At 75.1% G+C, this 22,244-nt stretch carries 23 protein-coding genes; 12 read left to right on the top strand and 11 right to left on the bottom strand.

Going from position 1 to position 22,244, the window contains the following annotated elements; all coding sequences use genetic code 11:
* Positions 1 to 26: 26 nt before the first annotated feature.
* The 5 genes from ACN27B_RS18195 to ACN27B_RS18215 form a co-directional block, all read right to left on the bottom strand.
* Positions 27 to 1,133 carry a lytic polysaccharide monooxygenase auxiliary activity family 9 protein gene (locus tag ACN27B_RS18195; protein WP_422741066.1) on the bottom strand — a complete coding sequence of 369 codons (1,107 nt, stop codon included), beginning with the start codon at positions 1,131 to 1,133 and terminating at the stop codon, positions 27 to 29.
* Between the two features lie 115 nt (positions 1,134 to 1,248).
* Complete coding sequence (locus ACN27B_RS18200) at positions 1,249 to 1,695, bottom strand: GNAT family N-acetyltransferase (RefSeq protein WP_422741067.1); 447 nt, start codon at positions 1,693 to 1,695, stop codon at positions 1,249 to 1,251.
* A gap of 9 nt (positions 1,696 to 1,704) precedes the next feature.
* Positions 1,705 to 2,628: a cytochrome c biogenesis CcdA family protein gene (locus tag ACN27B_RS18205; RefSeq protein WP_422741068.1), complete on the bottom strand. Its 924-nt coding sequence runs from the start codon at positions 2,626 to 2,628 to the stop codon at positions 1,705 to 1,707.
* Between the two features lies 1 nt (position 2,629).
* Positions 2,630 to 3,208 (bottom strand): TlpA family protein disulfide reductase, encoded by a 579-nt coding sequence (locus ACN27B_RS18210; RefSeq protein WP_099161961.1) that lies wholly within the window; start codon positions 3,206 to 3,208, stop codon positions 2,630 to 2,632.
* Positions 3,209 to 3,266: 58 nt separating this feature from the next.
* Positions 3,267 to 3,527 carry a Prokaryotic metallothionein gene (locus tag ACN27B_RS18215; protein WP_091579424.1) on the bottom strand — a complete coding sequence of 87 codons (261 nt, stop codon included), beginning with the start codon at positions 3,525 to 3,527 and terminating at the stop codon, positions 3,267 to 3,269.
* 153 nt (positions 3,528 to 3,680) lie between these two features.
* Here ACN27B_RS18215 and ACN27B_RS18220 point away from each other — a divergent pair, with 153 nt between their 5' ends.
* Positions 3,681 to 3,956: an isoamylase early set domain-containing protein gene (locus tag ACN27B_RS18220; RefSeq protein ID WP_091579420.1), complete on the top strand. Its 276-nt coding sequence runs from the start codon at positions 3,681 to 3,683 to the stop codon at positions 3,954 to 3,956.
* A gap of 6 nt (positions 3,957 to 3,962) precedes the next feature.
* Here ACN27B_RS18220 and msrB read toward each other — a convergent pair whose 3' ends face one another.
* Entirely contained in the window at positions 3,963 to 4,373 is a 411-nt protein-coding gene (msrB, locus tag ACN27B_RS18225; protein ID WP_091579416.1) for a peptide-methionine (R)-S-oxide reductase MsrB, read from the bottom strand.
* 47 nt (positions 4,374 to 4,420) lie between these two features.
* On the opposite strand from msrB, the gene ligD reads away from it, so the two are divergent.
* From ligD to ACN27B_RS18255, 6 genes are all read left to right on the top strand, one after another.
* Complete coding sequence (ligD, locus tag ACN27B_RS18230; RefSeq protein WP_099161960.1) at positions 4,421 to 5,446, top strand: non-homologous end-joining DNA ligase; 1,026 nt, start codon at positions 4,421 to 4,423, stop codon at positions 5,444 to 5,446.
* 27 nt (positions 5,447 to 5,473) lie between these two features.
* Positions 5,474 to 6,223, top strand: coding sequence for a hypothetical protein (locus ACN27B_RS18235; RefSeq protein WP_157779105.1), 750 nt, complete (start codon positions 5,474 to 5,476; stop codon positions 6,221 to 6,223).
* Positions 6,224 to 6,357: 134 nt separating this feature from the next.
* The gene (locus tag ACN27B_RS18240; RefSeq protein ID WP_422741069.1) at positions 6,358 to 9,516 is read left to right on the top strand and encodes an FtsX-like permease family protein; all 3,159 of its coding nucleotides are present in this window, start codon (positions 6,358 to 6,360) and stop codon (positions 9,514 to 9,516) included.
* A 40-nt stretch (positions 9,517 to 9,556) separates the two neighbouring features.
* On the top strand, positions 9,557 to 12,271 hold the full coding sequence (locus ACN27B_RS18245) for an FtsX-like permease family protein (protein WP_422741070.1): 2,715 nt from the start codon (positions 9,557 to 9,559) through the stop codon (positions 12,269 to 12,271).
* A complete protein-coding gene (locus tag ACN27B_RS18250) occupies positions 12,271 to 13,263 on the top strand; it encodes an ABC transporter ATP-binding protein (protein ID WP_091579393.1) in 993 nt (330 codons plus the stop codon). The genes ACN27B_RS18245 and ACN27B_RS18250 overlap by 1 nt, the downstream gene beginning before the upstream one ends.
* Entirely contained in the window at positions 13,263 to 13,976 is a 714-nt protein-coding gene (locus ACN27B_RS18255; protein WP_099161956.1) for an ABC transporter ATP-binding protein, read from the top strand. Before ACN27B_RS18250 ends, ACN27B_RS18255 begins: the two co-directional genes overlap by 1 nt.
* A gap of 18 nt (positions 13,977 to 13,994) precedes the next feature.
* Here the strand turns inward: ACN27B_RS18255 and ACN27B_RS18260 are convergent, their stop codons facing one another.
* Positions 13,995 to 14,447 (bottom strand): GNAT family N-acetyltransferase, encoded by a 453-nt coding sequence (locus ACN27B_RS18260; protein ID WP_099161955.1) that lies wholly within the window; start codon positions 14,445 to 14,447, stop codon positions 13,995 to 13,997.
* Between the two features lie 71 nt (positions 14,448 to 14,518).
* Here ACN27B_RS18260 and ACN27B_RS18265 point away from each other — a divergent pair, with 71 nt between their 5' ends.
* Positions 14,519 to 14,995 carry a potassium channel family protein gene (locus tag ACN27B_RS18265; RefSeq protein ID WP_099161954.1) on the top strand — a complete coding sequence of 159 codons (477 nt, stop codon included), beginning with the start codon at positions 14,519 to 14,521 and terminating at the stop codon, positions 14,993 to 14,995.
* A gap of 7 nt (positions 14,996 to 15,002) precedes the next feature.
* Here ACN27B_RS18265 and ACN27B_RS18270 read toward each other — a convergent pair whose 3' ends face one another.
* Positions 15,003 to 16,151, bottom strand: coding sequence for a PucR family transcriptional regulator (locus ACN27B_RS18270; protein WP_099161953.1), 1,149 nt, complete (start codon positions 16,149 to 16,151; stop codon positions 15,003 to 15,005).
* Positions 16,152 to 16,323: 172 nt separating this feature from the next.
* Here ACN27B_RS18270 and ACN27B_RS18275 point away from each other — a divergent pair, with 172 nt between their 5' ends.
* Complete coding sequence (locus ACN27B_RS18275) at positions 16,324 to 17,595, top strand: YncE family protein (protein ID WP_422741071.1); 1,272 nt, start codon at positions 16,324 to 16,326, stop codon at positions 17,593 to 17,595.
* Between the two features lie 15 nt (positions 17,596 to 17,610).
* On the opposite strand, the gene ACN27B_RS18280 is transcribed toward ACN27B_RS18275, so the two are convergent.
* Both ACN27B_RS18280 and ACN27B_RS18285 read right to left on the bottom strand, forming a co-directional pair.
* Positions 17,611 to 19,200: an alpha/beta hydrolase gene (locus ACN27B_RS18280; protein ID WP_099161951.1), complete on the bottom strand. Its 1,590-nt coding sequence runs from the start codon at positions 19,198 to 19,200 to the stop codon at positions 17,611 to 17,613.
* 34 nt (positions 19,201 to 19,234) lie between these two features.
* A complete protein-coding gene (locus ACN27B_RS18285; protein WP_422741072.1) occupies positions 19,235 to 20,347 on the bottom strand; it encodes an ATP-dependent DNA ligase in 1,113 nt (370 codons plus the stop codon).
* Positions 20,348 to 20,482: 135 nt separating this feature from the next.
* On the opposite strand from ACN27B_RS18285, the gene ACN27B_RS18290 reads away from it, so the two are divergent.
* Positions 20,483 to 20,695, top strand: coding sequence for a hypothetical protein (locus tag ACN27B_RS18290; RefSeq protein WP_091579363.1), 213 nt, complete (start codon positions 20,483 to 20,485; stop codon positions 20,693 to 20,695).
* A 112-nt stretch (positions 20,696 to 20,807) separates the two neighbouring features.
* A complete protein-coding gene (locus ACN27B_RS18295; protein ID WP_098745768.1) occupies positions 20,808 to 21,230 on the top strand; it encodes an SRPBCC family protein in 423 nt (140 codons plus the stop codon).
* Here ACN27B_RS18295 and ACN27B_RS18300 read toward each other — a convergent pair.
* Positions 21,205 to 21,690 carry a GNAT family N-acetyltransferase gene (locus ACN27B_RS18300; RefSeq protein ID WP_099161948.1) on the bottom strand — a complete coding sequence of 162 codons (486 nt, stop codon included), beginning with the start codon at positions 21,688 to 21,690 and terminating at the stop codon, positions 21,205 to 21,207. The genes ACN27B_RS18295 and ACN27B_RS18300 overlap by 26 nt on opposite strands.
* A 47-nt stretch (positions 21,691 to 21,737) precedes the next feature.
* Here ACN27B_RS18300 and ACN27B_RS18305 point away from each other — a divergent pair, with 47 nt between their 5' ends.
* Complete coding sequence (locus ACN27B_RS18305) at positions 21,738 to 22,244, top strand: DUF1990 family protein (RefSeq protein ID WP_253866610.1); 507 nt, start codon at positions 21,738 to 21,740, stop codon at positions 22,242 to 22,244.

Raw genomic sequence — 22,244 nt, forward strand, 5'->3', positions numbered from 1 at the left:
AGGGGCCCTTCCTTGATGCGGGGTGGTCAGGTGGCCGTGGTGCAGGAGAGGATGCCCGGCACCGGGTTGGTGCCGGTCGTGGTGCCGGTGAAGCCGAACGAGGTGCTCGCCCCCGGGGCCAGCGCACCGTTGTAGGACACGTTGCGGGCCGTGACCAGGGTCCCGCTCGTGGTCACCGTGGCGTTCCACGCCGAGCTGACCTGCTGCCCGTTCTGGTAGTTCCAGCTCACCGACCAGCCGCGGATCGGCGACCCGCTGCCGTTGGTCACCTTCACCTCGGCCTGGAAGCCGCCGCCCCACTGACCGGTGATCTGGTAGGTCGCGGTGCAGCCCCCGGCCGGGTTCGGCGTGCTCGGCGGCGTGGTCGGACCGCCCGTCGGCGAGGTGGTCGGCGAGGAGGTGGGCGACGCGGTGGGCGTGCTGGTCGGCGACGGGCCGGCACCGCCGAAGTCCACGTCACTGCACAGGTAGTAGGACTGGTCCAGGTGGCTGGCCTGCCAGATGGTGTAGACGATGTGCCGGCCGGTGCGGCCCGGCGCGTTCGCCGGCACCTGGATGGACACGCCCGAGGTCTCCGGGGTCCACTGGCTGGCCGGGGTGTTGCCGATCTGGCCGACCTGCTCCAGGTCGCTCCAGCGCAGCGGCGTGGTCAACGCGTTGAAGCCCTGCTTGGTCACGTACACCCGGATGTAGTCGGCGCCGTGGCTGGCCTGGTCGAACAGCTTGATCCGGAAGTTGTTGGAGATGGACGTGGTCTTCCAGGCGCCGACCGTGTCGAGCGCGTTGTAGCGGCCGGCGGAGGTGCGCCCGCCGCTGCACAGCTGGCCGTCCGGGATGGCGCCCTGGTGGTTGCCGGCGACGCCCTCGCGGAACAGGCCGTTCCAGTTCCACATGGCGCTCGGGTCGGCCTGCCAGGCCTGCCAGCACATCGGGTCCTGGGTGGCCATCGCCGGGTTCTGGAAGTCGCCGCCCCAGCGCTGCCAGCAGCCGTAGTTGCGCGACGCCGGGTCGACCACCGACCCGTGCGCCGACGCCGGGCCGGAGAACGCGGTGGTGAGCAGCGCCGCGACGACCGCGCAGACGCCGAGGATCGCCGCCGCGAGCGGGACGCGACGGCGGTACGGAGTGGACATGTGAAGCCTCCGGGGTGGTGGGGATGTCGGTGCCCGACGCCCGGACTGTCGGGAGTTGCCCTCTCCCGCGTGGCGGCTCCGTCCGCACGGTGCCACATGAAGCGACAGACGTCAATTAGTTGGGATTCCGGCGCATCGGGGTGTGCGGGATGCCGTCCTCCACGTAGCCGGGGCCGTCGACCGCGAAGCCGTGCCCGGCGTAGAACGCCACCAGGTGCGTCTGCGCCTCCAGCACGCACGGCCGCTCGCCCACCTCGGCCAGCGCCCCGGTCATCAGCGCGCCGGCCAGGCCCGCGCCGCGGGCGGCCGGCGCCACCACCACCCGCCCGATCCGGGCCACGCCGTCGGGGTCGGCCAGGATCCGCAGGTACGCCAGCACGGCGCCGTCGCGGGTCAGCCAGAGGTGGCGGGTGCCGGGCTCGACGTCCCGGCCGTCGAGTTCCGGGTAGGGGCAGGACTGCTCGACCACGAACACGTCGATGCGCAGCCGGAGCAGGTCGTGGAAGGTGCGGGCGTCCAGTTCGGTGAACGCCGCGACGTGTGAGTCGACGGACGGCGCCATCCCGCGATGTTAGGTCGCGTCCACCTCGGCGGTGGACTCGACGTCGGGCCGCGTCGGCGCGGCGACCCCGGCGGAGCGGGCGGCGCCGACGCGGCGGGCCACCGTGCCGACCACGCCCACCGCCACCAGGGCGGCGACCACGGTGGCCACCCCCCACGGTCCGAGGCGGGCCAACCCGTCGCTCACCCAACCCTGCACCCGGCCGGCCGCGGCGATCACCGGGTCGTCCGCGCCGCCGCCGGCGAACAGGCGCACCTCGTACCAGCCGTACCAGGCCACGTAGCCGCCGGTGAGCACGAGCAGCACGCCGGCGAGCCGGCCGAGCAGCGGCGCGGCGCGGCGGGTGCGCCGGACCAGCGACTCCCGGGCCAGCGCCACGGCGAGCGCGGCGGCGCCGACCGCCAACCCCATGCCCAGGGCGTACGCCACGAAGAGGCCCATGCCGGCGAGCGGACTGCCGGCCCGGAAACCGGCGACCACCACGGCCAGGAACGGGCCGATCGTGCACCCGAGCGACGCGACCGCGTACGCCGCGCCGAAGAGGGCCATCGAGCCGAACCGGGCCCGTACCGCGGGACCGGCCGCCGGACGCGGGGTGAACGCCGGCAGTTGTCGGCCCGTGAACAGCCAGACGCCGGCCGCCACCAGCGCCACCCCGATCAGCACCGACACCCAGGGCAGGCGACGCGCCACCGCGTCCGCGGCCGGGCCGGCGAGCAGGCCGAACGTGCCGAAGACCGCGACGAAGCCGACGGTCATCGCGGCGGTCAGGGCCAGCGCCCGGCCCACCGGCGCGAGCGGCCCCCGGGCGGCCGCCGGGCCCTCGCCCGACACCAGCACCGACAGGTACGCGGGCAGCAGCGCGAAGCCGCACGGGTTCACCGCGGCGAGCAGGCCGGCGGCCAGGGCCAGGCCGTAGGGGGCGTCGGGCATGTCAGGTCAGCCCGGCGACGCGACGGCGCAGCTCCGCCTGGGACAGCGCGCCGGAGTGCGTCACCCGGCCGGCGGAGTCCAGCAGCACGTACCACTCCTGGCTGCGGACACCGAACCGGCGCCACACCTCGCCCTCGTCGTCGGCCAGGTTGGGGAACTCCGCGATGCCGGTGTCGCCGGCGAACCGTCGCATCGCCTCGTCGCCGCTGCCCAGCCCGGCCACCCCGATGAGGTTGACCCGGTCGGCGTGGTCCCGGCGCAGCGCGGCCACGTCCCCGGCGACGCCCCGACAGCGGCCGCACCAGGCCGCCCAGAACCACAGCACGGCCGGCTTCCCGGCCAGGGCGCTGCCGGCGAAGGGCTTCCCGTCGATCGTGCGTACCGTGAAGTCCAGCACGGCCGGGACCGGCGCGGCGGCGGAGCCGGTGGGCGCGGCGGTCGTCCCGGCGGGTGTCGTGGGCGCCGACGTCGGGGTGGCCGGGGCCGACTCGGCGGCCGGGCGGTCGGCCCCGGCGCAGCCGGCGAGGGCGAGAACGGCGGTCAGTGTCAGTGGCAGCAGCGACGATCCGGTGGCGGGCATGGCCGGATGCTAACCAGGCCCGACCGGCGGCGACCCTTACTGCTCACTTACGGCTCGTCTAGGCGGGGCGGGCGCCGACCGCGTCGCGGATCTCGGCGCCCTGGTCGCCCTCGACCGCCCGCGCGCAGTGGGCGCAGCAGAAGAAGCGGCCGGAGACCTCGACGCCGTGCCCGACGATCTTGATCTGGCAGTGCTCGCACACCGGCGCCATCTTGTGCACCGCGCACTCGAAGCAGTCGAACGTGTGCCGGGACCCGTCGACCGTGCGCACCTCGAACGCCATCCAGTAGTCGTTGCCGCAAACTTCACAGGTAGCCATGCGAAACCCCCCGAAAACGGACCTGTCACCCCAGGGTCGCGTGATCGACACACCAGGGCAACCGGAACGGGCGAACCTGGTCCGGCCCGACGGCGAGTCGCTCCCGGCGTGTCGTGCGTTGACAGTGGTGACCGCTGCAAATCCGGAGGATCCGTGATCAAGCGCAACAAGCTCTTCGGCAACCAGACCCGGGTGACCTTCTCCCTCCCGCGGGACGCCCCGGCCGGCACCGTCAGCGTGGTCGGCTGCTTCAACGGGTGGGAGCCGGGCCGGCACGAGCTGGTGCCGCGCCGCGACGGCACCCGGACCGTGACCGTGCGGCTCGGCCCGGGGGAGTACCGCTTCCGCTACCTCGCCACCGGTGGCGTCTGGCTCGACGACGAGGCCGCCGACCAGGTGGACGAGGCCGGCGGCCTGCTGCGGCTCTGAGCGCGGTCAGCCGCCGGTCGGCTCCAACCGCACCGAGATCGAGTTGACGCAGTGCCGGGTGTCCTTCGGGGTGAAGCCCTCACCCTCGAAGACGTGCCCCAGGTGACTGTCGCACCGGGCGCAGCGGATCTCCGTGCGCCGCATGCCGAGCGTGTTGTCGGGGATCTCCTTGACCGCACCCGGGATGGCGTCGTCGAAGCTCGGCCAGCCGCAGTGCGAGTCGAACTTGTCCTGGCTGCGGAACAGCTCCAGCCCGCAGGCCCGGCAGTGGTAGACGCCGGGGGTCTTGGTGTCGACGTACTCGCCGGTCCAGGGCGCCTCGGTGCCGGCCTCCCGGAGCACCCGGAACTCCTCCGGGCTCAGGCGGACGCGCCACTCGTCCTCGGTGCGGGGCAGTTCGTTGTCGGAAAGACTCACCCGTCAACGGTACGTCGGCTGTCGGTGCCATCGCATATGGTCGCGGGATGGCGGGCAGGAGTGCGGTCGAGGAGATCGAGGTCGCCGGGCACACCGTCCGGCTCAGCAGCCCCGACCGGGTGATCTTTCCCCAGCGTGGCTTCACCAAGGCCGACGTCTTCCGCTACTACCTGGCGGTGGGCGACGGGATCAGCCGCGCCCTGCGGGACCGGCCGACCACGCTCCAGCGCTTCCCCGAGGGCATCGAGGGGGAGATGTTCTTCCAGAAGCGGGTGCCCACGCGTGGCGTACCCCCGTGGATCCGCACCGCGGAGATCAGCTTCCCCAGCGGCCGGAAGGCCGACGAGCTCTGCCCGGCCGACCTCGCGCACGTCGCCTGGGCAGCGCAGATGGGCACGGTCGTGTTCCACCCGTGGCCGGTGCGCGCCGCCGACACCGACCGGCCGGACGAGCTGCGCGTCGACCTCGACCCGCAGCCCGGCACCGACTTCGCCGACGCGGTGACCGCCGCCGGGGAACTGCGCGGGCTGCTCGACGAGCTGGGGGTGCCCGGCTGGCCGAAGACCTCCGGTGGTCGGGGCGTGCACGTCTACCTGCGCATCCAGCCGCGCTGGACGTTCGTGGAGGTGCGCCGGGCCACCATCGCGCTGGCCCGCGAGCTGGAACGACGCCGGCCCGAGCTGGTCACCACCGCCTGGTGGAAGGAGGAGCGGGGCCGGCGCGTCTTCGTCGACTTCAACCAGACCGCCCGCGACCGCACCATCGCCTGCGCGTACTCGCTGCGGGCCAACGCCCGCGCCACCGTCTCCACCCCGGTCGAGTGGGACGAGCTGCCCGAGGTCGACCCGGACGACTTCCACCTGGGCACCGTGCCGGCCCGGTTCGCCGAGCGGGGCGACCCGCACGCCGGCATCGACGACGCGCCGTGGGACATCACCCCGCTGCTGGAGTGGGCCGAGCGGGACGCCGCCGACGGCCTCGGCGACCTGCCCTACCCTCCGGAATACCCCAAGATGCCCGGCGAGCCGAAACGGGTCCAACCCTCCAAGGACCGCGACCGCCCGCGCCCCTGAGCCGCCCGTCGACGAGGGAGGCCGCCGATGAGAGCCGTGAAAACGGGAGCGCCGGGCCGACGACGGCGACGCTGGCCCTGGGCCCTGGCCGGGGTGGTCGTCCTGCTGCTCGTCGCGGGCGCGGTGCTGGTCCGGGCCTACCCCTCGGTCGCCGCGACCACCTGCCCCCGCTGCTACGGGATGGTGCCGGTGCGGGACCGCCTCTATGTCGAACCCGGCCGGTCGGACGCCGACCGGCAGCGGCTCGTCGACGTGTACGACGCGGCGACCCGGCGGGTCGACGACTTCTACCGGGGGCGCCGGAGCGACCCGACGGTGCTCGCCTGCTTCACCCCCGGTTGCTACGAGCGGATCGGTGGCGGTGGCGAGCGGGGGATCGCCATCCTCGACCAGGCGCTGATGCTCTCGCCCCGCGGCATCGACCCGGTGATCGCCGCGCACGAACTGTCGCACGTCGAGTTGCACGTACGGCTCGGCGCCCGCGCCGGCGACGTTCCCCAGTGGTTCGACGAGGGTCTCGCCGTCCTCGTCGCCGACGACCGGCGCTACCTGTTGCCGCCCACCGAGCCGGACCGCTGCCGCGACGCCTCGCCGGGGCCGCTGCCGGAGACGCTGGACGCCTGGTTGCGGGCCGCCGGGGCGGACGAGCAGGTGTACGCCCGGGCCGCCTGCCGGGTCCACCGGTGGGTAATTGCGCACGGCGGGCCGCGGGCCGTGCTCGACCTGATCGACCGGCTCCGCGCCGGGGACGACATCGCCACGCTCGTCACCGACTGACCGGACCCGACCGCACGACGGGTGGGGTGGGCGGAGGTGGCAGGGGTAACGATCATGTAACGGGCGCGAACCTTTTCCGGCCCTTCACCGCTCTTCCTGGTCATCGGCCCGTCGGGGGCCACGGGAGGGGTCGGATGAGACTGGTATGGAGGCGGGCCAGGGCGGCGCGGGGGCTGCTGGTCGCCGCGATCGCCGCGGCGCTGGTCGCGATCGCCCTGGTGGCCGGTCTCACCGAGTACAACCGCAGGGCGGTCGAGGCCGGCCAGCAGGCGTTGCTCAACGGCGCCCCGCTGGAGGAGCGCAGCCTGCTGCTGACCGGTCCCGCCGGACGCGACGCCGCGGAGGCGGCGGAGCGCGACCGGAAGGTCCGTGACGGCTTCGCCGACGGTTTCGGTGGCGCCCGGGTCGACGTGTACGGGGCCCGGTACGGCTCGGGGCGGCAACTCACCGGCGATCTCGGGCCGAGGCCCCAGGACGACGATCTCGTCTTCGCCAACCTGGCCACCCTCGACGACCTCGCGGCGCACGCCGAGCTGACCGCCGGGGCCTGGCCGGCGGCCGGCGCCCGCCCGCTCCAGGTCACGCTGCCGGAGAAGGTCGCCGGCGCGCTCGGCATGGCCGTCGGTGACCGGGTGCCGATGCTCGACCGGAGCACCGACCGGGCCGGCGAGGTGGTGCTCGTCGGCACCTGGCGGCCCCGCGACGCCACGGAGGCCTACTGGCAGTTGGCGCCCGGTGTCGGCGCCGGCAGTGCCCCGGCCTCGGACACCTCGTACGGCCCGTTCGTGCTGGACCCGGCGGACTTCACCAGGACCTTTCCGAGCCTGGTGTCCGCGTGGTGGGTGGTGCGGCCCGACCTCCCCGCGGTGGCCGGACAGGGCCGGCTGCTGGACGTCCGGGACGCGCTACCGGCGGCCGTCACCGGAGTGCCGGCGGCGGCCGGGCTCGGCGACTCCGCCCAGGTCGTCACCGCGATGGACCGGCTGCTCGGGCGGGCGGCCGGCGCCGACCTGGTGGGCCGGTCCTCGCTGGCCACGCCGGTCCTGCTGATCGTGGTGCTCGGCGGGTACGCCTTGATCCTGGTGGCCGCGCTCCTGCACGCCGACCGGCGCAACCAGACCGCCCTGCTCCGGGCCCGTGGCGCCGCCCGACACCAGTTGGCCGGCTTCGCGGCCCGGGAGGCGGCGCTCGTCGTGCTGCCGGCGGCCGTGGTCGGCCCGTTGGTCGCCGACGCCGCCCTGCAGCGGGTCGGCGCGTCCGCCGACGGCGGCCTCACGGCGCTCTGGCTGGCGGCCGCGCTGACCGGGGCCGGATGCCTGGTCGCGATGGTCGCCCCGACGCTGCGGAGCACCGGCACCTACGTCGCGGACATGGCGGCCCGGTCGCGGCCCACCCGGTCCGCCGCCGTGCAGCGGGCCAGTCTGGATCTGGTGCTGGTGGGCTTCGCGGTGCTCGCCTGGACCCAGCTGCGGCAGTACTCCTCGCCGATCTCGGGCGCGGCCGGACGACTGGGCATGGATCCGCTGCTGGTCGCCGCGCCGACACTCGGCGTCCTGGCCGGCGCCGTGGTGGCGCTGCGGCTGCTGCCACCCGCGACCCGCTTCGCCGAACGGTTCGTCGACCGCCGGCTGTGGACCGCGACGATCCTGGGCATGTGGCAGGCGGGCCGCCGCCCGCACGCCGGTCCGGTGCTGCTGCTCGCCCTCGCGGTCGGCGGCAGCACACTGGCCTGGTCGCTGGTGGCCACCGGCGAGCGTTCCCAGGTCGACCAGGCCGACCACGTGGTCGGCGCCGATCTGCGGCTGACCGAGCGCGGCGGGGTCGCTCCGCCCGGTCGGCCGGCGGAGGTCGCGGCGCTGCCGGGCGTGCGGGCGGCCCTTCCCGGGTGGCGGGACGAGATCCGGGTCGGCCGGGCGGACCTGCCCGCCACGGTGGTCAGCCTCGACGCGGCGGGCGCCGCGGGCGTGGTGCGCCTGGACGACCGGCTGGTCACCGAGCCGGTGCCGGCGTTGTTCGACCGGATGGTCCGGTCGCGCGGCCCGGCTGCCGGCGTCGTGCTGCCCGAGGACGCCCGGTCGATCACCGGCTCCGTCCGCACCTGGGTACGCGACGCGGTCGCCCCCCAGCGGGTGCAGGTCTGGCTGCTCGTGACCCGCGCGGACGGACTCGCCCTGCGGCTGCCGGTGGGCACCGGGGACGAGTCGGGTCGACGGGTGCCGTTCCGCATCCCGCTCCCCGCCGCCGGTGAGCTGCGGCTCGCCGGTTTCGAGGTCGACGGCGGGGACGTGGCCGGGACCGCGTACCGACTCGGGGTGAACGACCTGCGCGTGGTCGACGCCGCCGGCACGGCCCGGCCGCTGTCCCTGGGCGCCGACTGGAAGGCGATCGGGGCGGCGGCCGGCCCGAGGACCAGGGTCGACGCCACGGCTACCGGCCTCACCGTCGAGAACGACGTCGTGCTGGTGGCCGGCGGGCAGTTCGCGTACCAGGAGTCCTCACGCTTCGCCGTGGTGCCGACGGGTGAGGCCCGTCCGGTTCCCGCGCTGTTGACCCCCGGGGTGCGCGAGGCGCTCAGCCTGCGCCCCGGGGAGACGGTCACCCTCTCGTTGTCGGGGGTGTCGCTGCCGGTGACCGTGGCCGGCGAGGTGGACGCCGTGCCGTCGGCCACCGGCGAGGGCGTGCTGCTGGACATGCCGGCGGCGACCGACTGGCTGATCCGCGAGAGCGGCGCCGTGCGGCCGGTGCAGGAGTGGTGGCTCGGCGCCGACGAGGGCACCCGGCAGGCCGCCGGCGAACTGGCCGACGTGACCGTGCTCGATCGCCGGCAGACGGCGGAACGGGCCGCGGCCGATCCGTACTGGCAGGGGGCCCGCACGGGGTTGCTCGTCGCGGCGCTGGGCGCGGTGCTGCTGGCGCTCGTCGGGCTGCTCGTGGACGTGTGGGCCACCGCCCGGCGTCGCCTGGGCGAGTTCGCCGTACTGCACACGCTCGGCGCCACGCCCCGCCTGCTGGCCCGGGCGCTGCTGGCCGAGCAGACCTTCCTGGCGGGCATCGGGGTGGGCGTCGGGCTGCTGCTCGGGGCCGGTGTCGGCGTGACGATGGCCCCGCTGGTCATCCTCACCCCGTCGGCCACCCGGCCGGTGCCCGAGGCGGCCTTCGTCCTGCCGTGGCTGCCGGTCGGGCTCACCGCGGCGGGCCTCCTGCTGGCGGCGCTGGCCTTCAGCGCGTTCATCGCCTTCGGCATCCGGCAGCGGGTGGCGGCGGCACAGCTGCGAATCGGGGGAGACCAGTGACCGGTTGGAGCAGGGCGGCCCGCGACGCGGAGGAGGCCCGATGAGCATCGGCGCGGTCGTCCGCCGGGTCCGTGCGTACGGCGGACAGTTCCTGTTGCTCGCCGCCCTGGCGGCGGTCACGTTGGCGCTGATCGCCGGCGTGCCGCGGTTGGTGAACGGACGCACCGAGGTGGGCCTGCAGAGTTTCCTGCGGAGCCAGCCGGCCACCGTCCGCGACGTGACGTACGCGACCGACACGATCTTCAACGCGGGTAACGGCACGTCCCTGATGGAGGCGTTCGCGGCCGACCTGCCGCGGCTGCAGGACGAGATGCCGCCGCCGGTGCGGGCGCTGGTCGACCGGCGGTGGTTCACCGCGGAGACCGATCCGGGCCGGCTGACCGGGCCGGACCTCGCCGCGCGGAACCTCCTGGTCGATCTGAGCCTGCGGAGCATGCCGGGCGTCGCCGAGGCGGGCCGCCTGACCGGCGGGCGCTGGCCGGACCCGGCGGCGACCGCCGAGGACCCGGTGGAGGTCGCGCTGGCCGCCGAGGTGGCCGGCAAGCTGAACCTGCGGGTCGGCAGCACACTCACCCTCGCCGGGCCCCAGTCGGCGACCCCCGAGGGCGCCCCGGATCCGGTCCGGGCGCTGGTGGTGGGCGTCTTCGAGCCCCGCGACCGCGCCGGGGGGTTCTGGGACGGGCTGCCCCAGGCACTTCGCGTCATCGAGCCGACCGGCGACGCGGAACCCTTCGTCGCGCTCGGCGTGGTCGACCCGGCGACGCTGGACCGGCTCTCCGCCGACGGGTGGGGCCTGCGGTTCGCCTGGCGCTACCGGATGGGCGCGAGCGGGATCCACGCGGTGGACGCGGACCGGCTCATCGGCGACGTCGACCGGATGGGCCGGCAGGCCCAGGGCCGCGCGTTCACCCAGGGACTCGACATCCCGCTGCGGCAGTTCCAGGACCAGGTGGCGTCCGTCCGTACGGTCCTCGCGGTGTCCGCCACCGGCGCGCTGGGTGCGCTGGCCGGCCTGGTGATCCTGGCGGCCGGGCTGACCGTACGCCGCCGGCGTACCGAGTTCACCCTGCTGCGGGCGCGCGGCGGCACCGCCCTCGTCGGAGCCCGGCGCAGTCTGTCCGAGTCGTTGCTGGTGCTGCTGCCGGCAGCCGGCGCCGGCTTCGCGCTCGGGAACCTCGCGCCCGGCCCGGCCGCGGAGTCGGCGCCCGCCGCCGCCGTGGCCGCCACCCTGCTGATCGTCCTGGCGCTGCCGCTGGCGACCCTCGCCCTGCCGACCGGCGTCGCGCAGCGGCGGGACCTGGTGACGATGCGTCCGTCGGCACGACGGATCACCATGGAGGCCGGGCTGGTGCTGCTCGCCGTGATCGGCGTGCTGCTGCTGCGCCGGCGTGGTCTGGTACCCGGCGTGGTGGACCCGCTCCTGGTGTCGGTTCCGGTGCTGCTCGCGGTCGCCGCGGCGGTGCTGACGATCCGGCTGTACCCGTGGCCGCTGCGACTGCTCGGCCGACTGGCCGCCCGGACCCGGGGCAGCGTCGCCTTCCTCGGCTCCGCGCGCGGCGCCCGCGCCGTGGTCACCACACCGCTGGTGGTCGTGGTGCTGGCGGTCGCCAGCGCCGCGTTCTGCGGTGTGGTCGCCGCCGGGGTGGAGGCGAGCCGGGACCGGGTGGCCGCGCGGCAGGTGCCGGCGGACGGGCTGATCCGGGGTGAGCGGCTCGCCCCGGACACCGGTGCGGAGCTGGCGCGGCTGCCGGGCGTACGGCGGGCCTCCCCGATCCTGCAGGAGGCGGGCCAGCGGCTCGCCACCGACGAGGACGGCACCGACCTGCGGGTCGGTGAGGTGAGCGTGCTGCTGGTGAACGGGCCGGAGCTGGACGCCCTGGTCCGGGACGCCGACGTGCCGGTCGGGGTGCCGGACGCGCTGCTCGGCAGCGGCGACGCGGGACCGCTGCCGGCGGTCGTGTCGCCGGCGGTCGCGGCGGATCTGGCCGCCGCCGGCCGCGACGGCTCCGCCTTCGTCGGTGTGCAGGGGCAGCGGTACGAGTTCCGGGTGGCCGCGCGGGCGGACAGCTTCCCGCTGCTGCGCGGCGAGACGACCCGGTTCGTCGTCCTGCCCTGGCAGCAGCTGCCCCGCCGGACGACCGACGTGACGCCGACCGGCTTCCTGGTGGCCGGCGACCGGCTCGACGTGTCGGAGCTGCGCCGGGTCGGCAACGAGGGGCAGCGCCGCTTCGCGCGGGGCGGGACGATCGTCGGACGGGAACAACCGCTCGACGTCGAGGTGACCACCTGGACGCAGGCGCGTCGGCAGGTCGGCGAGGGCGGGGTGAACGCGGTCCTCGGCTTCGGCTTCACCGCCGGCGCCGTCGTCGGGACGGCGTTGGGCCTGCTGGCCGTCGCGTTCGTGGTGCTGGCCGGCGCCCGCGCCCGGGGGCAGGCGCTGTCCCAGCTGCGCACGCTGGGCCTGTCCCGGGGCCAGTCGCGTGGGCTGCTGCTGGTGGAGCTGGGTCCGTTGGTCGGCGTGGCGGTGGTCACCGGCGCGGTGGTCGGGGCGCTGCTGCCGCTCCTGCTCAATCCGGTGCTCGGCCTGTCCGCCTTCACCGGCGGCGCACCCGTCGAGGTGGCGTTCGAACCACGCCTGGTCGTCGGCGTCGTCGTGCTCGGTGCGGTCGCCCTCGGCTTCGCGATCGTCGTCGAGGCCCTGAACAACCGTCGGACGCGCCTCGGCGAGGCGCTCCGGCTCGGAGAGGAGAGCTGATGACCACTACCGCGAGCACCGCGGCGGTGCCGGACCTGGCCGCGCTCCAGCGGCAGGCCGCCCGCCGGGCGGCCGAGCGAGCCGGCGGAGAGGACCGCCTGCGCGGGCACATCGTCTGCGACGGCCTGGTCCGCATCTTCAAGACCGAGGGCGTGGAGGTCGTCGCCCTGCAGGGACTCGACCTGGTCATCGACCGGGGTGAGCTGGTCGCGATCGTCGGCGCCTCCGGCTCCGGCAAGTCCACCCTGCTGAACATCCTGTCCGGGTTGGACACGCCGACCGCCGGCATCGCCCGGGTCGCCGACTACGACCTGCTCGCGCTGTCACACAAGAAGCGGCTGGCGTACCGGCGGGAGATGGTCGGCTTCATCTGGCAGCAGACCGGCCGCAACCTGCTGCCGTACCTGAGCGCGGTGGAGAACGTGGAACTGCCGATGAAGCTGGCCGGGCGGCACGGCGGCCGGCGGGAGCGGCGGGAGCGGGCACGCCGGCTGCTCGACCTGGTCGGGGTCGGCTACTGCGCGGACCGTCGACCAGGTCAGATGAGCGGCGGCGAGCAGCAGCGGTGCGCGGTGGCCGTGGCGGTGGCCAACGACCCGGAGATCCTCTTCGCCGACGAGCCGACCGGCGAGCTGGACGAGGCCACCGGCGCGGAGGTGTTCGCCGCGCTGCGCACCATCAACGCCGAGCTGGGGGTGACCATCGTGGTGGTCACCCACGACCACGCCGTGGCCGGGCAGGTCCGCCGGACCGTCGCCATCCGCGACGGGCGGACCGCCTCCGAGGTACGCCGGACCGCGCGGGCCACCGCCGACGGCGGCACCGAGCTGGTCAGCGAGGAGTACGCGGTGCTCGACCGGACCGGCCGGATGCAGTTGCCGGCGCCGTTCGTGGAGGCGCTGTCGCTGCGGGACCGGGTCCGGCTCAACCTGGAGCCCGACCACGTCGAGGTGCGGCCCGGCGACCGGACGCACGCCGAGGAGAGTGAGTGATGACCGAGCGGACCGTGGTGCTACCGGCGACGAGCGTCGAGGACGTGGTGCGGGTCGAGGGGGTGAGTCGCACCTTCGGCCGGGGCGAGCACGCGGTGCACGCCGTGCGGGACGTGTCGTTCACCGCCGGGCGCGGCGAGCTGGTCGCGGTGCGCGGCCGCTCCGGGGCCGGCAAGACCACGCTGCTGAACCTGATCGGCGGCCTGGACCGGCCGGACGCCGGGCGGATCGAGGTGGCCGGGCACGAGGTCACCGCCGCCGGGGAGAAGGAGCTGCTGGCGCTGCGCCGGGGCACCGTCGGCTTCGTCTTCCAGACGTTCGGGCTGGTGCCGATCCTGTCCGCGGCCGAGAACGTCGGGGTGCCGCTGCGGCTGGCCAAGGTGCCGGCGGCCGAGCGGGAGCAGCGGGTGGCGGTGCTGCTGGAGCTGGTCGGGCTGGGCGGGCACGCCGCGCAGCGCCCGTACGAGCTGTCCGGCGGGCAGCAGCAGCGGGTGGCGGTCGCCCGGGCACTGGCCAACGAGCCGGACCTGCTCATCGCCGACGAGCCCACCGGCCAGCTCGACTCCGAGACCGGCCGCTCGATCATGGACCTGCTCCGGGCCGTGGTACACGCCCGGGGCATGACCGCGCTGGTCGCCACGCACGACCCGGCGCTGATCGAGATGGCCGACCGGACCCTCACGCTGCGCGACGGCCGGCTGGTGGTCGACTGATCCGTCCGGCCGGGCGGGTCAGAGCGCCAGCTTCATGCCCTCGTGGCTGGCGACGAAGCCGAGGCCGCGATAGAACCGGTGCGCGTCGGCGCGCCGCTTGTCGGTGGTGAGCTGCACCAACGCGCAGCCGCGCGCCCGAGCCTGGTCGATCGCCCAGCGCATCATGGCCCGGCCCAGCCCCCGGCCGCGCAGGTCGGAGCGGACCCGCACGGACTCGATCAGGCACCGTTCCGCGCCGTGCCGGCCCAGCCCGGGGATGTACGTGAGCTGGAAACAGCCGGCCGGCTCGCCGTCGACCTCGGCGACGACCAGGTGGTTACGGGGGTCGGCGTCGAGGTCGGCGAAGGCCCTCTCGTAGGCGGCGTCCACCTCGGGCAGGTCGCGGTCGCGGCCCAGCACGTCGTCGGCGAGCAGGGCGAGCACGGCCGGCAGGTCGGCCCGGGTGGCCTCCCGGAAGATCACATCGGTCACCCCGGCAGCCTGGCACAGCGACACCGGGCGATGGGAATGCGGCGCTTGCCGGCACCGGGCAGCATGACGCCATGGACCTCCTGCTGCCGTTCCGCTGGATCTACCGGGGCCTGGTCTGGTTCGCCAACTCGCCGCGCACGCTGATCACGTCGTACCTGTTGATGATCGTGGTGGCGGGCGTGCTCTACAGCCACTTCGAGCACAAGAGCGCCCCGGACTCGGTCTGGTGGGCGGTGGTGACCGCGTCGACCGTCGGGTACGGCGACATCTCCCCGACCACGTTCGGCGGCCGGGTCCTGGCCGCGCTGCTCATCTCCACCATGGTGCTGCTGGTGATCCCGCTGATCACCGCGCACTTCGCCAGCCGGCTGATCGTCGACGACGACGCGTTCGAGCACGCCGAGCAGGAGGAGCTGAAGGCGGACGTGCGGCGGCTGCGGGTCCTGGTCGAGGAGATGGCCGCCCGGCAGGGCGTCGTGCTGCCCGAGCCGCCCCGTCCGGTGCCCGAGGTCGCGCCCGGCGACCGCCGCCGGCGCCGCCGCCGGTGAGGCGGCCTCAGCACCCGTCCAGCCAGCTGCGCAGCGCCCACCACCAGTGCACGGTCTGCGGCACCGTGCACCGCGCCCCCTCCTCGACCGGCGGGCCGCCGGTCACCTCCCGGAGCCGGCGCAACCGGTAGCGCACCGTGTTCGGGTGCACGTGCAGCGCGGCGGCGGTCTGGTCCAGTCGCTGGCCGTGATCCAGCCAGGCGAGCGCGGTGGTGGCCAGCTCCCGGTGGAACTCGTCGGCCGGGTCGAGCGGGCCGAGCAGCGTCGCCCGCAGCAGCTCGGCCAGGGCCGGCTGGGCGGCCAGCGCGGTCTCCCCGGCCAGGTCGGTCACCTGGCGCAGCCCGCGCAGCCGCCGGTGCGTGGCGGTACGCAGCGCCGCCAGGCAGAGCGCGTACATCGCCGGGGCGCGGGCCAGCGGCTGCGCCGGCGTCACCAGCGCGAGCAGGTCGGCCGGCGCGGCGCCGGGCAGCCGGGGGAGCAGGCCGGCCAGCCGGTCCTCGACGGCGCCGAGCAGACCGCCGTGCCGGGCGAGCTGCCGGTGCAACGCGTGCGCGCGGACCGGATCCGGCGCGGCGGCGACGAGGCAGTGGTAGCGCCCGTCCGGTCGTAGCCCGAACCGGGCCAGCTCCGCCGCCGGCGTGTCGTCGGGTCCGTCGATCAGCAACCGGCGCAGCAGGTGCGCCCGGGCGGCCGGGCCGCCGCGGACCAGCTCCCGTTCGGCCTCCCGGTGCCCGTCGACCACGGCCCGCTCCACCGCGGCGGCGTACCGGCCGATGGTGAGCAGTCCCTCGACGAGCACCTCGTCGGGGATGCCGGCGTCGCGGCCGTGCCGGACCACCAGCTCCACCGCCCGGTCCCGCCCGGCCTGCACGCCGCGCAGCAGGCCGGCGACGGAGACGCCCTGCGCCGCCCGGTCGGCGCCGAGCCGGCGGGCCTCGGTGAAGTCCCGGCCGGCGGGGTCCTCGCGGCGCTCCAACGCGCCCAACCCGCTGCTCAACAGCAGCACGACCTGCCGGCGGACCTCGGCGGCCGGGAGGCGGTCCACCTCCGGGGAGTTCGCCCGGGCGGCCCGGGCCACCTCGTCCACGGCGGCGGCGTCGGCGGCCAGGTGGCGCAGCAGCGCGCCGAACGCGGGGGCGCTTCCGGTCCGGGTCATCGGCGCCCGCCGTCCTCCCGTTGTCGTCGCGGCACAACCGGGCCGGTCGGGCGTTGGCGTCCGGTGCCTAGCCGGGCCGGCCGTCCGGTTGCTCTCCTGGTTGTTACCGAAAGGTAACACCGATCGAGCCGTTGAGAAACGTCGATGTCGCACCGGCTGCCAGGAGGCGTCCATGACCCCCGTGCCACCCCGCCCGTCCCGATCCCGCCGCCGCGCCGTCCTCGCCGCGCTGGCCGCCCTCGCCCTCGCCGCGCCCAGCCCGCTGGTGGCGGCGCCCACGCCCGCCGCCGCTGCCGCCGCGCTCCAGGAGGTGATGTTCGTCGGCAACAACTGGGACGGCACCGCCGACGTCATCCGCTCCCGGGGCGACTACGCCAGGCTCGGCCGGATCAACGTGATCCCGGACCGGGCCGCGCGGCTGCGCGAGATCTACCTCAACCCGATCCGGCTGGCGTTCTTCCTCGGCATCCGGCAGGGACCGGGGGAGGGACACGACCAGTTCGTCGACGACATGTACACCACCCCGGACGGCACCGCCCTGGTGGTGTCCCGGCCCAGCTTCGCCGACGTGGTCTCGATCGACCTGGCCACCGGCGCGATCCGCTGGCGGTTCCCGGTCTCCGGCTACCGCGCCGACCACATGGCCGTCTCGCCCGACGGCACCCGGGTCGCGGTCTCCGCCTCCACCTCGAACACCGTGCACGTGCTGGACATCCGCACCGGGGCGCAGCTCGGCTCGTTCGGCACCGGCGACAAGCCGCACGAGAACGTCTTCACCCGCGACGGGCGGCTGTGGAACATGTCCATCGGCGAGGTCAACACCGACCTGGACGCGCCCTGGCTCGACTGGACCAAGGGTGACCGGCGGATCACCGTCGCCGACGCCACCACGTACCAGGTGGTCAAGGTGATCGACATGCGTGACCGGCTGGACGCCGCGGGCCGCCGGGACCTCTCCGACGCGGTCCGCCCGGCGGTGTTCACCCCGGACGGCGGCACGCTCTACTTCCAGGTCTCGTTCTTCAACGGCCTGGTCGAGTACGACGTGGCCACCGACCGGATCACCCGGGTCACCACGCTGCCGAAGAACCCGGCGACCAGCGACGACCGCACCACCTGGGTGAACGACTCGCGGCACCACGGCCTGTCGGTCAGCCCCGACGGCACGCGGCTCTGCGTCGCCGGCACCATGGACGACTACGCGACGGTGGTGGACCGGGCCACGCTGCGGGAGGGCCCGCTGGTGCCGGCCAGCAAGCCGTACTGGGCCACGGTCAGCGGCGACGGCCGGGACTGCGTGATCTCCGAGTCCGGCGCGGACCGGGTCACCGCGATCACCTTCGCCACCGGGCAGAAGGTGGCCAGCGTCCCGGTCGGCGACCACCCGCAGCGGGTCCGCATCGGGCACCTGCCGGAGGGCTGGACCCCGCCGGCGGCCGGCTGACCGGCCGCCACGCCGTCACCGGGCGGGGCAGCGCAGCCCCTCCCGGGGGACGGTGAGCGAGATCAGGTACGCGTCGACGGCCGCGGTCACGCACGAGGTCTGCGGGTAGGCGGTGTGCCCCTCGCCCTCCCAGGTGAGCACCCGACCGACGCCCAGCATCGAGGCCAGCGCGGCGGTCTGCTCGTAGGGCGTGGCCGGGTCGCCGGTGGTGCCGACCACCAGGATCGGCGGCGCGCCGGTCGCCCGCCCGGTCGGGTAGGGGTCGCGCCCGCCGGGCCACTCCACACAGCCGAGCATCCCCACGGCCAGCGCCGGACCGAACAGCGGGTATTTCTGGCGCCACTGCGACTGCAACGACCGCACCTGCTCCCGGGTCGGCTTCTCGGTCTCGTCCGCGCAGTTGACCGCCATGTTGGCGTCGAACAGGTTGGAGTAGTGGCCGTCGTCCTCGCGACCCGCGTACGCGTCGGCCAGCTTGAACACCCCGTCCGGGTCGCCGCCCTGCAGGTCGTCGATCGCCCGGGCCAGCTCCTGCCAGCCCTGCTCGGTGTAGAGGGAGGAGATCACCGCGTAGAACACCCAGCCGGCGGTGGCCTCCCGGCCGCCCTGGCCGCGTACCGGGGAGGTGGTGGCCTTGTCGATCGCGGCGGTGACCGCGCCGCGGGCGTCCGGCGCGATCGGGCAGCGGCCGGCGTTCGCCGCGCACCACCGGGAGAAGTTGTCGAACGCCCGCTCGAAGCCCTTCGCCTGGCTCTCCGACCCGGCGATCAGCTTCTGCCGGGGGTCGACCGCGCCGTCGAGCACCAGGGCCCGCACCCGCTGCGGGTAGAGCTGGGCGTAGGTGGCGCCGAGCAGGGTGCCGTAGGAGTAGCCGAGGTAGGTGAGCTTGTCGTCGCCGACCGCCGCGCGCACCGCGTCCATGTCCCGCGCGGCCTGCTCGGTGCCGTAGAGCCGGAGCTGGTCGCCGTACTTGGCGCCGCACCGCTGACCGATGCGCCGGTTGAGGTCGACGAAGCCGTCGAAGGACGCCTGGCTCTCCGGATCGGGGTCGTAGCCGAAGCTGGCGTCCAGGTCGGCGTCGGGGATGCACTTCACCGGGCTGGACCGGGCCACCCCGCGCGGGTCGAAGCCGACGATGTCGAACCGGTCGGTGACCGCCGCCGGCAGACCGCCGAACGCCGGGCCGAAGGAGAGATAGACCGCCGTGTCGACGCCGGACGCGCCGGGGCCGCCCGGATTCACCACCAGCGACCCGATCCGGTCGCGCTGCTTGGTGGAGCGGATCCGGATCAGCGCGATCTCGAACGTCTCGCCGGTGCCCGGCCCGGCGGTGGCGCCGGTGGTCGCGCCGGTGCCCCAGTTGCGGGGCACGGCGATCCGGGCGCACTCGTAACGCATGTCGGCCGCGCCCCGACCGACCAGCTCGTCGGGCACCTCCGGGCAGGACCGCCAGGTGGGCGCGCTGCCCGGCGGGGCCGCCTCGCCCTCGCTCTCGGCGCGCGGGGCGAACGCCGGCAGCGTGCAGCCGGCGGTGAGGACCACCGCGGCCACGAACGCGGCCACTGTGGGCCGGAACCGGCGGGTCCGGTCGGGGAAGCCTGTCACGTGGGCGCCTTCCATGATCGTGTCGACCGCCAGGCTACGCCCGGCCGTGGGCGTCGCTCACCGTCGCCGCCGGATTCCCGCGCAGCACCTCGTCGACGTCGTAGCGGATCGGCCGGTCGAGCTGGCCGTAGCCGCAGGAGCGCGGGTCGCGGTCGGGCCGCCAGCGCAGGAACCGCGCGGTGTGCCGCAGCCGGTCGCCCTCCATCGCGTCGTAGGCCACCTCCACCACCAGCTCGGGTCGCAACGGCTCCCACTCCAGGTTCTTGCCGCCGGTCCACCGGCTCACCCCGCCCGGGATGCGTTGCCCCCGCTCGTGGTCGCCGTGCACCCACGGGTGGCCGCCGCCCACCTCGCGGTAGGGCTCCAACTCGTCGAGCAGCTCCTGGCGCCGGGCCATGGTGAACGAGGAGCTGACGCCGATGTGGTGCAGCACCCCGTCGTCGTCGTGGAGGCCGAGCAGCAGCGAGCCCACCACCGGACCGGACTTGTGCCAGCGGAAGCCGGCCACCACCGCGTCCATGGTGCGCGCGTGCTTGACCTTGGCCATCAACCGCTTGCCCGGCTCGTAGGGCAGGTCGGCCGGTTTGACGATGAGACCGTCCAGCCCCGCGCCCTCGAACACCTCGAACCAGCGCCGGGCGGTCTCCGGGTCGGTGGTCACCTGCGTCACGTGCACCGGCGGGCGGACCCCGGCCAGGGCCCGCTCCAACCGCTCCCGGCGCTGCGGGTAGGGCCGGTCGGTGAGCAGCTCGTCGTCCAGGGCGAGCAGGTCGAACGCGACGAAGTCGGCCGGGGTGGTCTCGGCGAGCAGCTTCACCCGGGAGGCGGCGGGATGGATCCGTTGGGCCAGCAGCTCGAAGTCGAGCCGTGGCTGCCAGCCGGGGCCGTCCCGGCGGATCACGATCAGCTCGCCGTCGACCGCGCACCGGGGCGGGAGCTGACGGAGCGCCTGCTCGACCACCTCGGGGAAGTAGCGGGTCATCGACTTCCCGCCCCGGCTGGCCAGCTCGACCTCGTCGCCGTCGCGGAAGATGATGCAGCGGAAGCCGTCCCACTTCGGCTCGTACGTCAGACCGGGATCGGTGGGCAGCTCGGCCACGCTCTTGGCCAGCATCGGCTCGACCGGCGGGTTGATCGGCAGGTCCACGGCGACCAGTCAACCAGACCCCACCGACGCTGGTGAGCCAGATCACCGCCCGGGCCGGGCGGCGTGTCCCGCCCCGGCCCCTTTCGTCCCCGCCGACCGGATGATGAAACCGCAGGTCAGAGCTACCGTCGCGGCGTGCCGGAGTGGAGTTGCGGATGCTGCGGGCGCTGGCGGGTCAGCGTCGAGCTGGTGCGCGGGCGCTACCGCTACCGGCTGGCGCACCGCTACCCGCCGGAGCACGGCGGCGGCGCGAACGTCGTCGGCGAGGTCGGCTCGGTGGCCGAGCTGGAACGGCTGCTCCGCCGGTACGCCCCGGTCGGCCTGGCCGACCTCCACGAGGCCGCCTGACCCGCCCGCCGCCCCGGGCTGTCGCCGCGCGCTCCCGCCGTCGGCCGTGCGGGACACGTCGTGCGAGTGGGCGGCGTAGGGTTGGGTGGACTGTCCATGGGGGAGGGACGCCATGCGGTTCGTCGAGTCCGTCGAGATCGCCGCCGACGTCGACCAGGTCTGGGCGGTGCAGAGCGACGTCGAGCGCTGGCCGGAGTGGACGCCCTCGGTCACCGCCGCCCGTCGCCTGGAGCCCGGCCCGCTCGCGCTCGGTGCGACCGCCCGGTTGACCCAGCCCCGGCTGCGGCCGGCGGTCTGGCGGGTCACCGAGATCGACCCGCCGTACGCGTTCGTCTGGGAGTCCACGAGCCCGGGCGTGCGCAGTCGGGGCGAACACCGCCTGGTGCGCCTCGACGACGGGCGGACCCGGGCCGAGCTGACGCTGACCCAGAGCGGCCCGTTGGCCGCGCTGGTCGGGCTGCTCGGCGGCTCGACGATGCGCCGCTACCTGCGGCAGGAGGCGGACGGGCTCAGGCGTCGCTGCGAGCGGGGCTGAGCTTCTCCAGCACCGCCAGGCGGTTGCCGTTCTCGTCCGGGCGGTGGGTCACCACCCGGTAGCCGCGCCGGGCGTACAGCCCCAGGTTCTCCGCGCTCTGCGCGCCGGTGAACAGCGCGAACCGGGCCACCCGGCCGGCGCAGGCCTGCTCGACCGCTGCGAGCAGCCGGCCGCCGACGCCGTGTCCCTGCTGGTCCGGGGCGACCGAGAGGCGGCCGACGTGGGCGGTGTCCCCGTCGATGCGGGCCCGCACCGAGCCGACCAGGCGGGGGCCGCGGCGGGCGGCGAGCACCACGTCCGGGCCGGTCAGCGCCGCCCGGACCTCGTCCAGCGTCTCGGTGAGCGGGGGCAGGAACACGTCCCGGTAGCGCTGCGCCTCGACCAGGTAGGCGGCGCGTTGCACGGTGAGGATCTCGCCGGCGTCGGCGACGACGGCGGGGGCGATGGTCACGTCGGTCACCGGCTCAGCTCACCACAACCGGCCCGGGCGGTCGTACCCTGGCGGGTGTGGAGAGGCCCGAACTGACGTACGCCGAGGTGGGTGCGACCCGCGGCGGCGACCTGCCGGCCGGCTACCACCACCTGCGCCACCGGGTCCGGCTGCCCGACGGCGGCTTCCCGCTCGCGGCGGACGCGGTGCTCGGCTGGCGGCTGCACCGCGCCGCCGGCGTGGTGATGCGCACCGACGCCCCGCGCGCCGCCCCCGGCGTCCGGGTCACCCCGGGGCTGGGCGTCGGCCCGGCGCGGGTCTGGGGGCCGACCGAGGTGGTCTGGGCGGTGGACGAGCCGGACCGGGCCGGGTTCGGCTACGGCACCCTGCCCGGGCACCCGGAGATCGGCGAGGAGGCGTTCCTGGTCACCCGGGGCCCCGACGGCACCTGGTTCGAGGTGACCGCGTTCAGCCGGCCGGCCCGGTGGTACGTGCGCGCCGCCGGCCCGGTCACCCGGGGCTTCCAGCTGGGGTACGCCTGGTGGCTGGGGCGCACGCTGCGCCGATTGTGCGCCCGCCGGTGA

It is taken from the genome of Micromonospora sp. WMMD754 (assembly GCF_049315235.1).
Lineage (GTDB): Bacteria > Actinomycetota > Actinomycetes > Mycobacteriales > Micromonosporaceae > Micromonospora > Micromonospora sediminicola.

Coding starts and splice junctions, on each gene's coding strand:
- ACN27B_RS18195 (WP_422741066.1), bottom strand. CDS start 1,133: ATGTCCACTCCGTACCGCCGTCGCGTCCCGCTCGCGGCGGCGATCCTC.
- ACN27B_RS18200 (WP_422741067.1), bottom strand. CDS start 1,695: ATGGCGCCGTCCGTCGACTCACACGTCGCGGCGTTCACCGAACTGGAC.
- ACN27B_RS18205 (WP_422741068.1), bottom strand. CDS start 2,628: ATGCCCGACGCCCCCTACGGCCTGGCCCTGGCCGCCGGCCTGCTCGCC.
- ACN27B_RS18210 (WP_099161961.1), bottom strand. CDS start 3,208: ATGCCCGCCACCGGATCGTCGCTGCTGCCACTGACACTGACCGCCGTT.
- ACN27B_RS18215 (WP_091579424.1), bottom strand. CDS start 3,527: ATGGCTACCTGTGAAGTTTGCGGCAACGACTACTGGATGGCGTTCGAG.
- ligD (WP_099161960.1), top strand. CDS start 4,421: ATGGCGGGCAGGAGTGCGGTCGAGGAGATCGAGGTCGCCGGGCACACC.
- ACN27B_RS18235 (WP_157779105.1), top strand. CDS start 5,474: ATGAGAGCCGTGAAAACGGGAGCGCCGGGCCGACGACGGCGACGCTGG.
- ACN27B_RS18240 (WP_422741069.1), top strand. CDS start 6,358: ATGAGACTGGTATGGAGGCGGGCCAGGGCGGCGCGGGGGCTGCTGGTC.
- ACN27B_RS18245 (WP_422741070.1), top strand. CDS start 9,557: ATGAGCATCGGCGCGGTCGTCCGCCGGGTCCGTGCGTACGGCGGACAG.
- ACN27B_RS18250 (WP_091579393.1), top strand. CDS start 12,271: ATGACCACTACCGCGAGCACCGCGGCGGTGCCGGACCTGGCCGCGCTC.
- ACN27B_RS18255 (WP_099161956.1), top strand. CDS start 13,263: ATGACCGAGCGGACCGTGGTGCTACCGGCGACGAGCGTCGAGGACGTG.
- ACN27B_RS18265 (WP_099161954.1), top strand. CDS start 14,519: ATGGACCTCCTGCTGCCGTTCCGCTGGATCTACCGGGGCCTGGTCTGG.
- ACN27B_RS18270 (WP_099161953.1), bottom strand. CDS start 16,151: ATGACCCGGACCGGAAGCGCCCCCGCGTTCGGCGCGCTGCTGCGCCAC.
- ACN27B_RS18275 (WP_422741071.1), top strand. CDS start 16,324: ATGACCCCCGTGCCACCCCGCCCGTCCCGATCCCGCCGCCGCGCCGTC.
- ACN27B_RS18295 (WP_098745768.1), top strand. CDS start 20,808: ATGCGGTTCGTCGAGTCCGTCGAGATCGCCGCCGACGTCGACCAGGTC.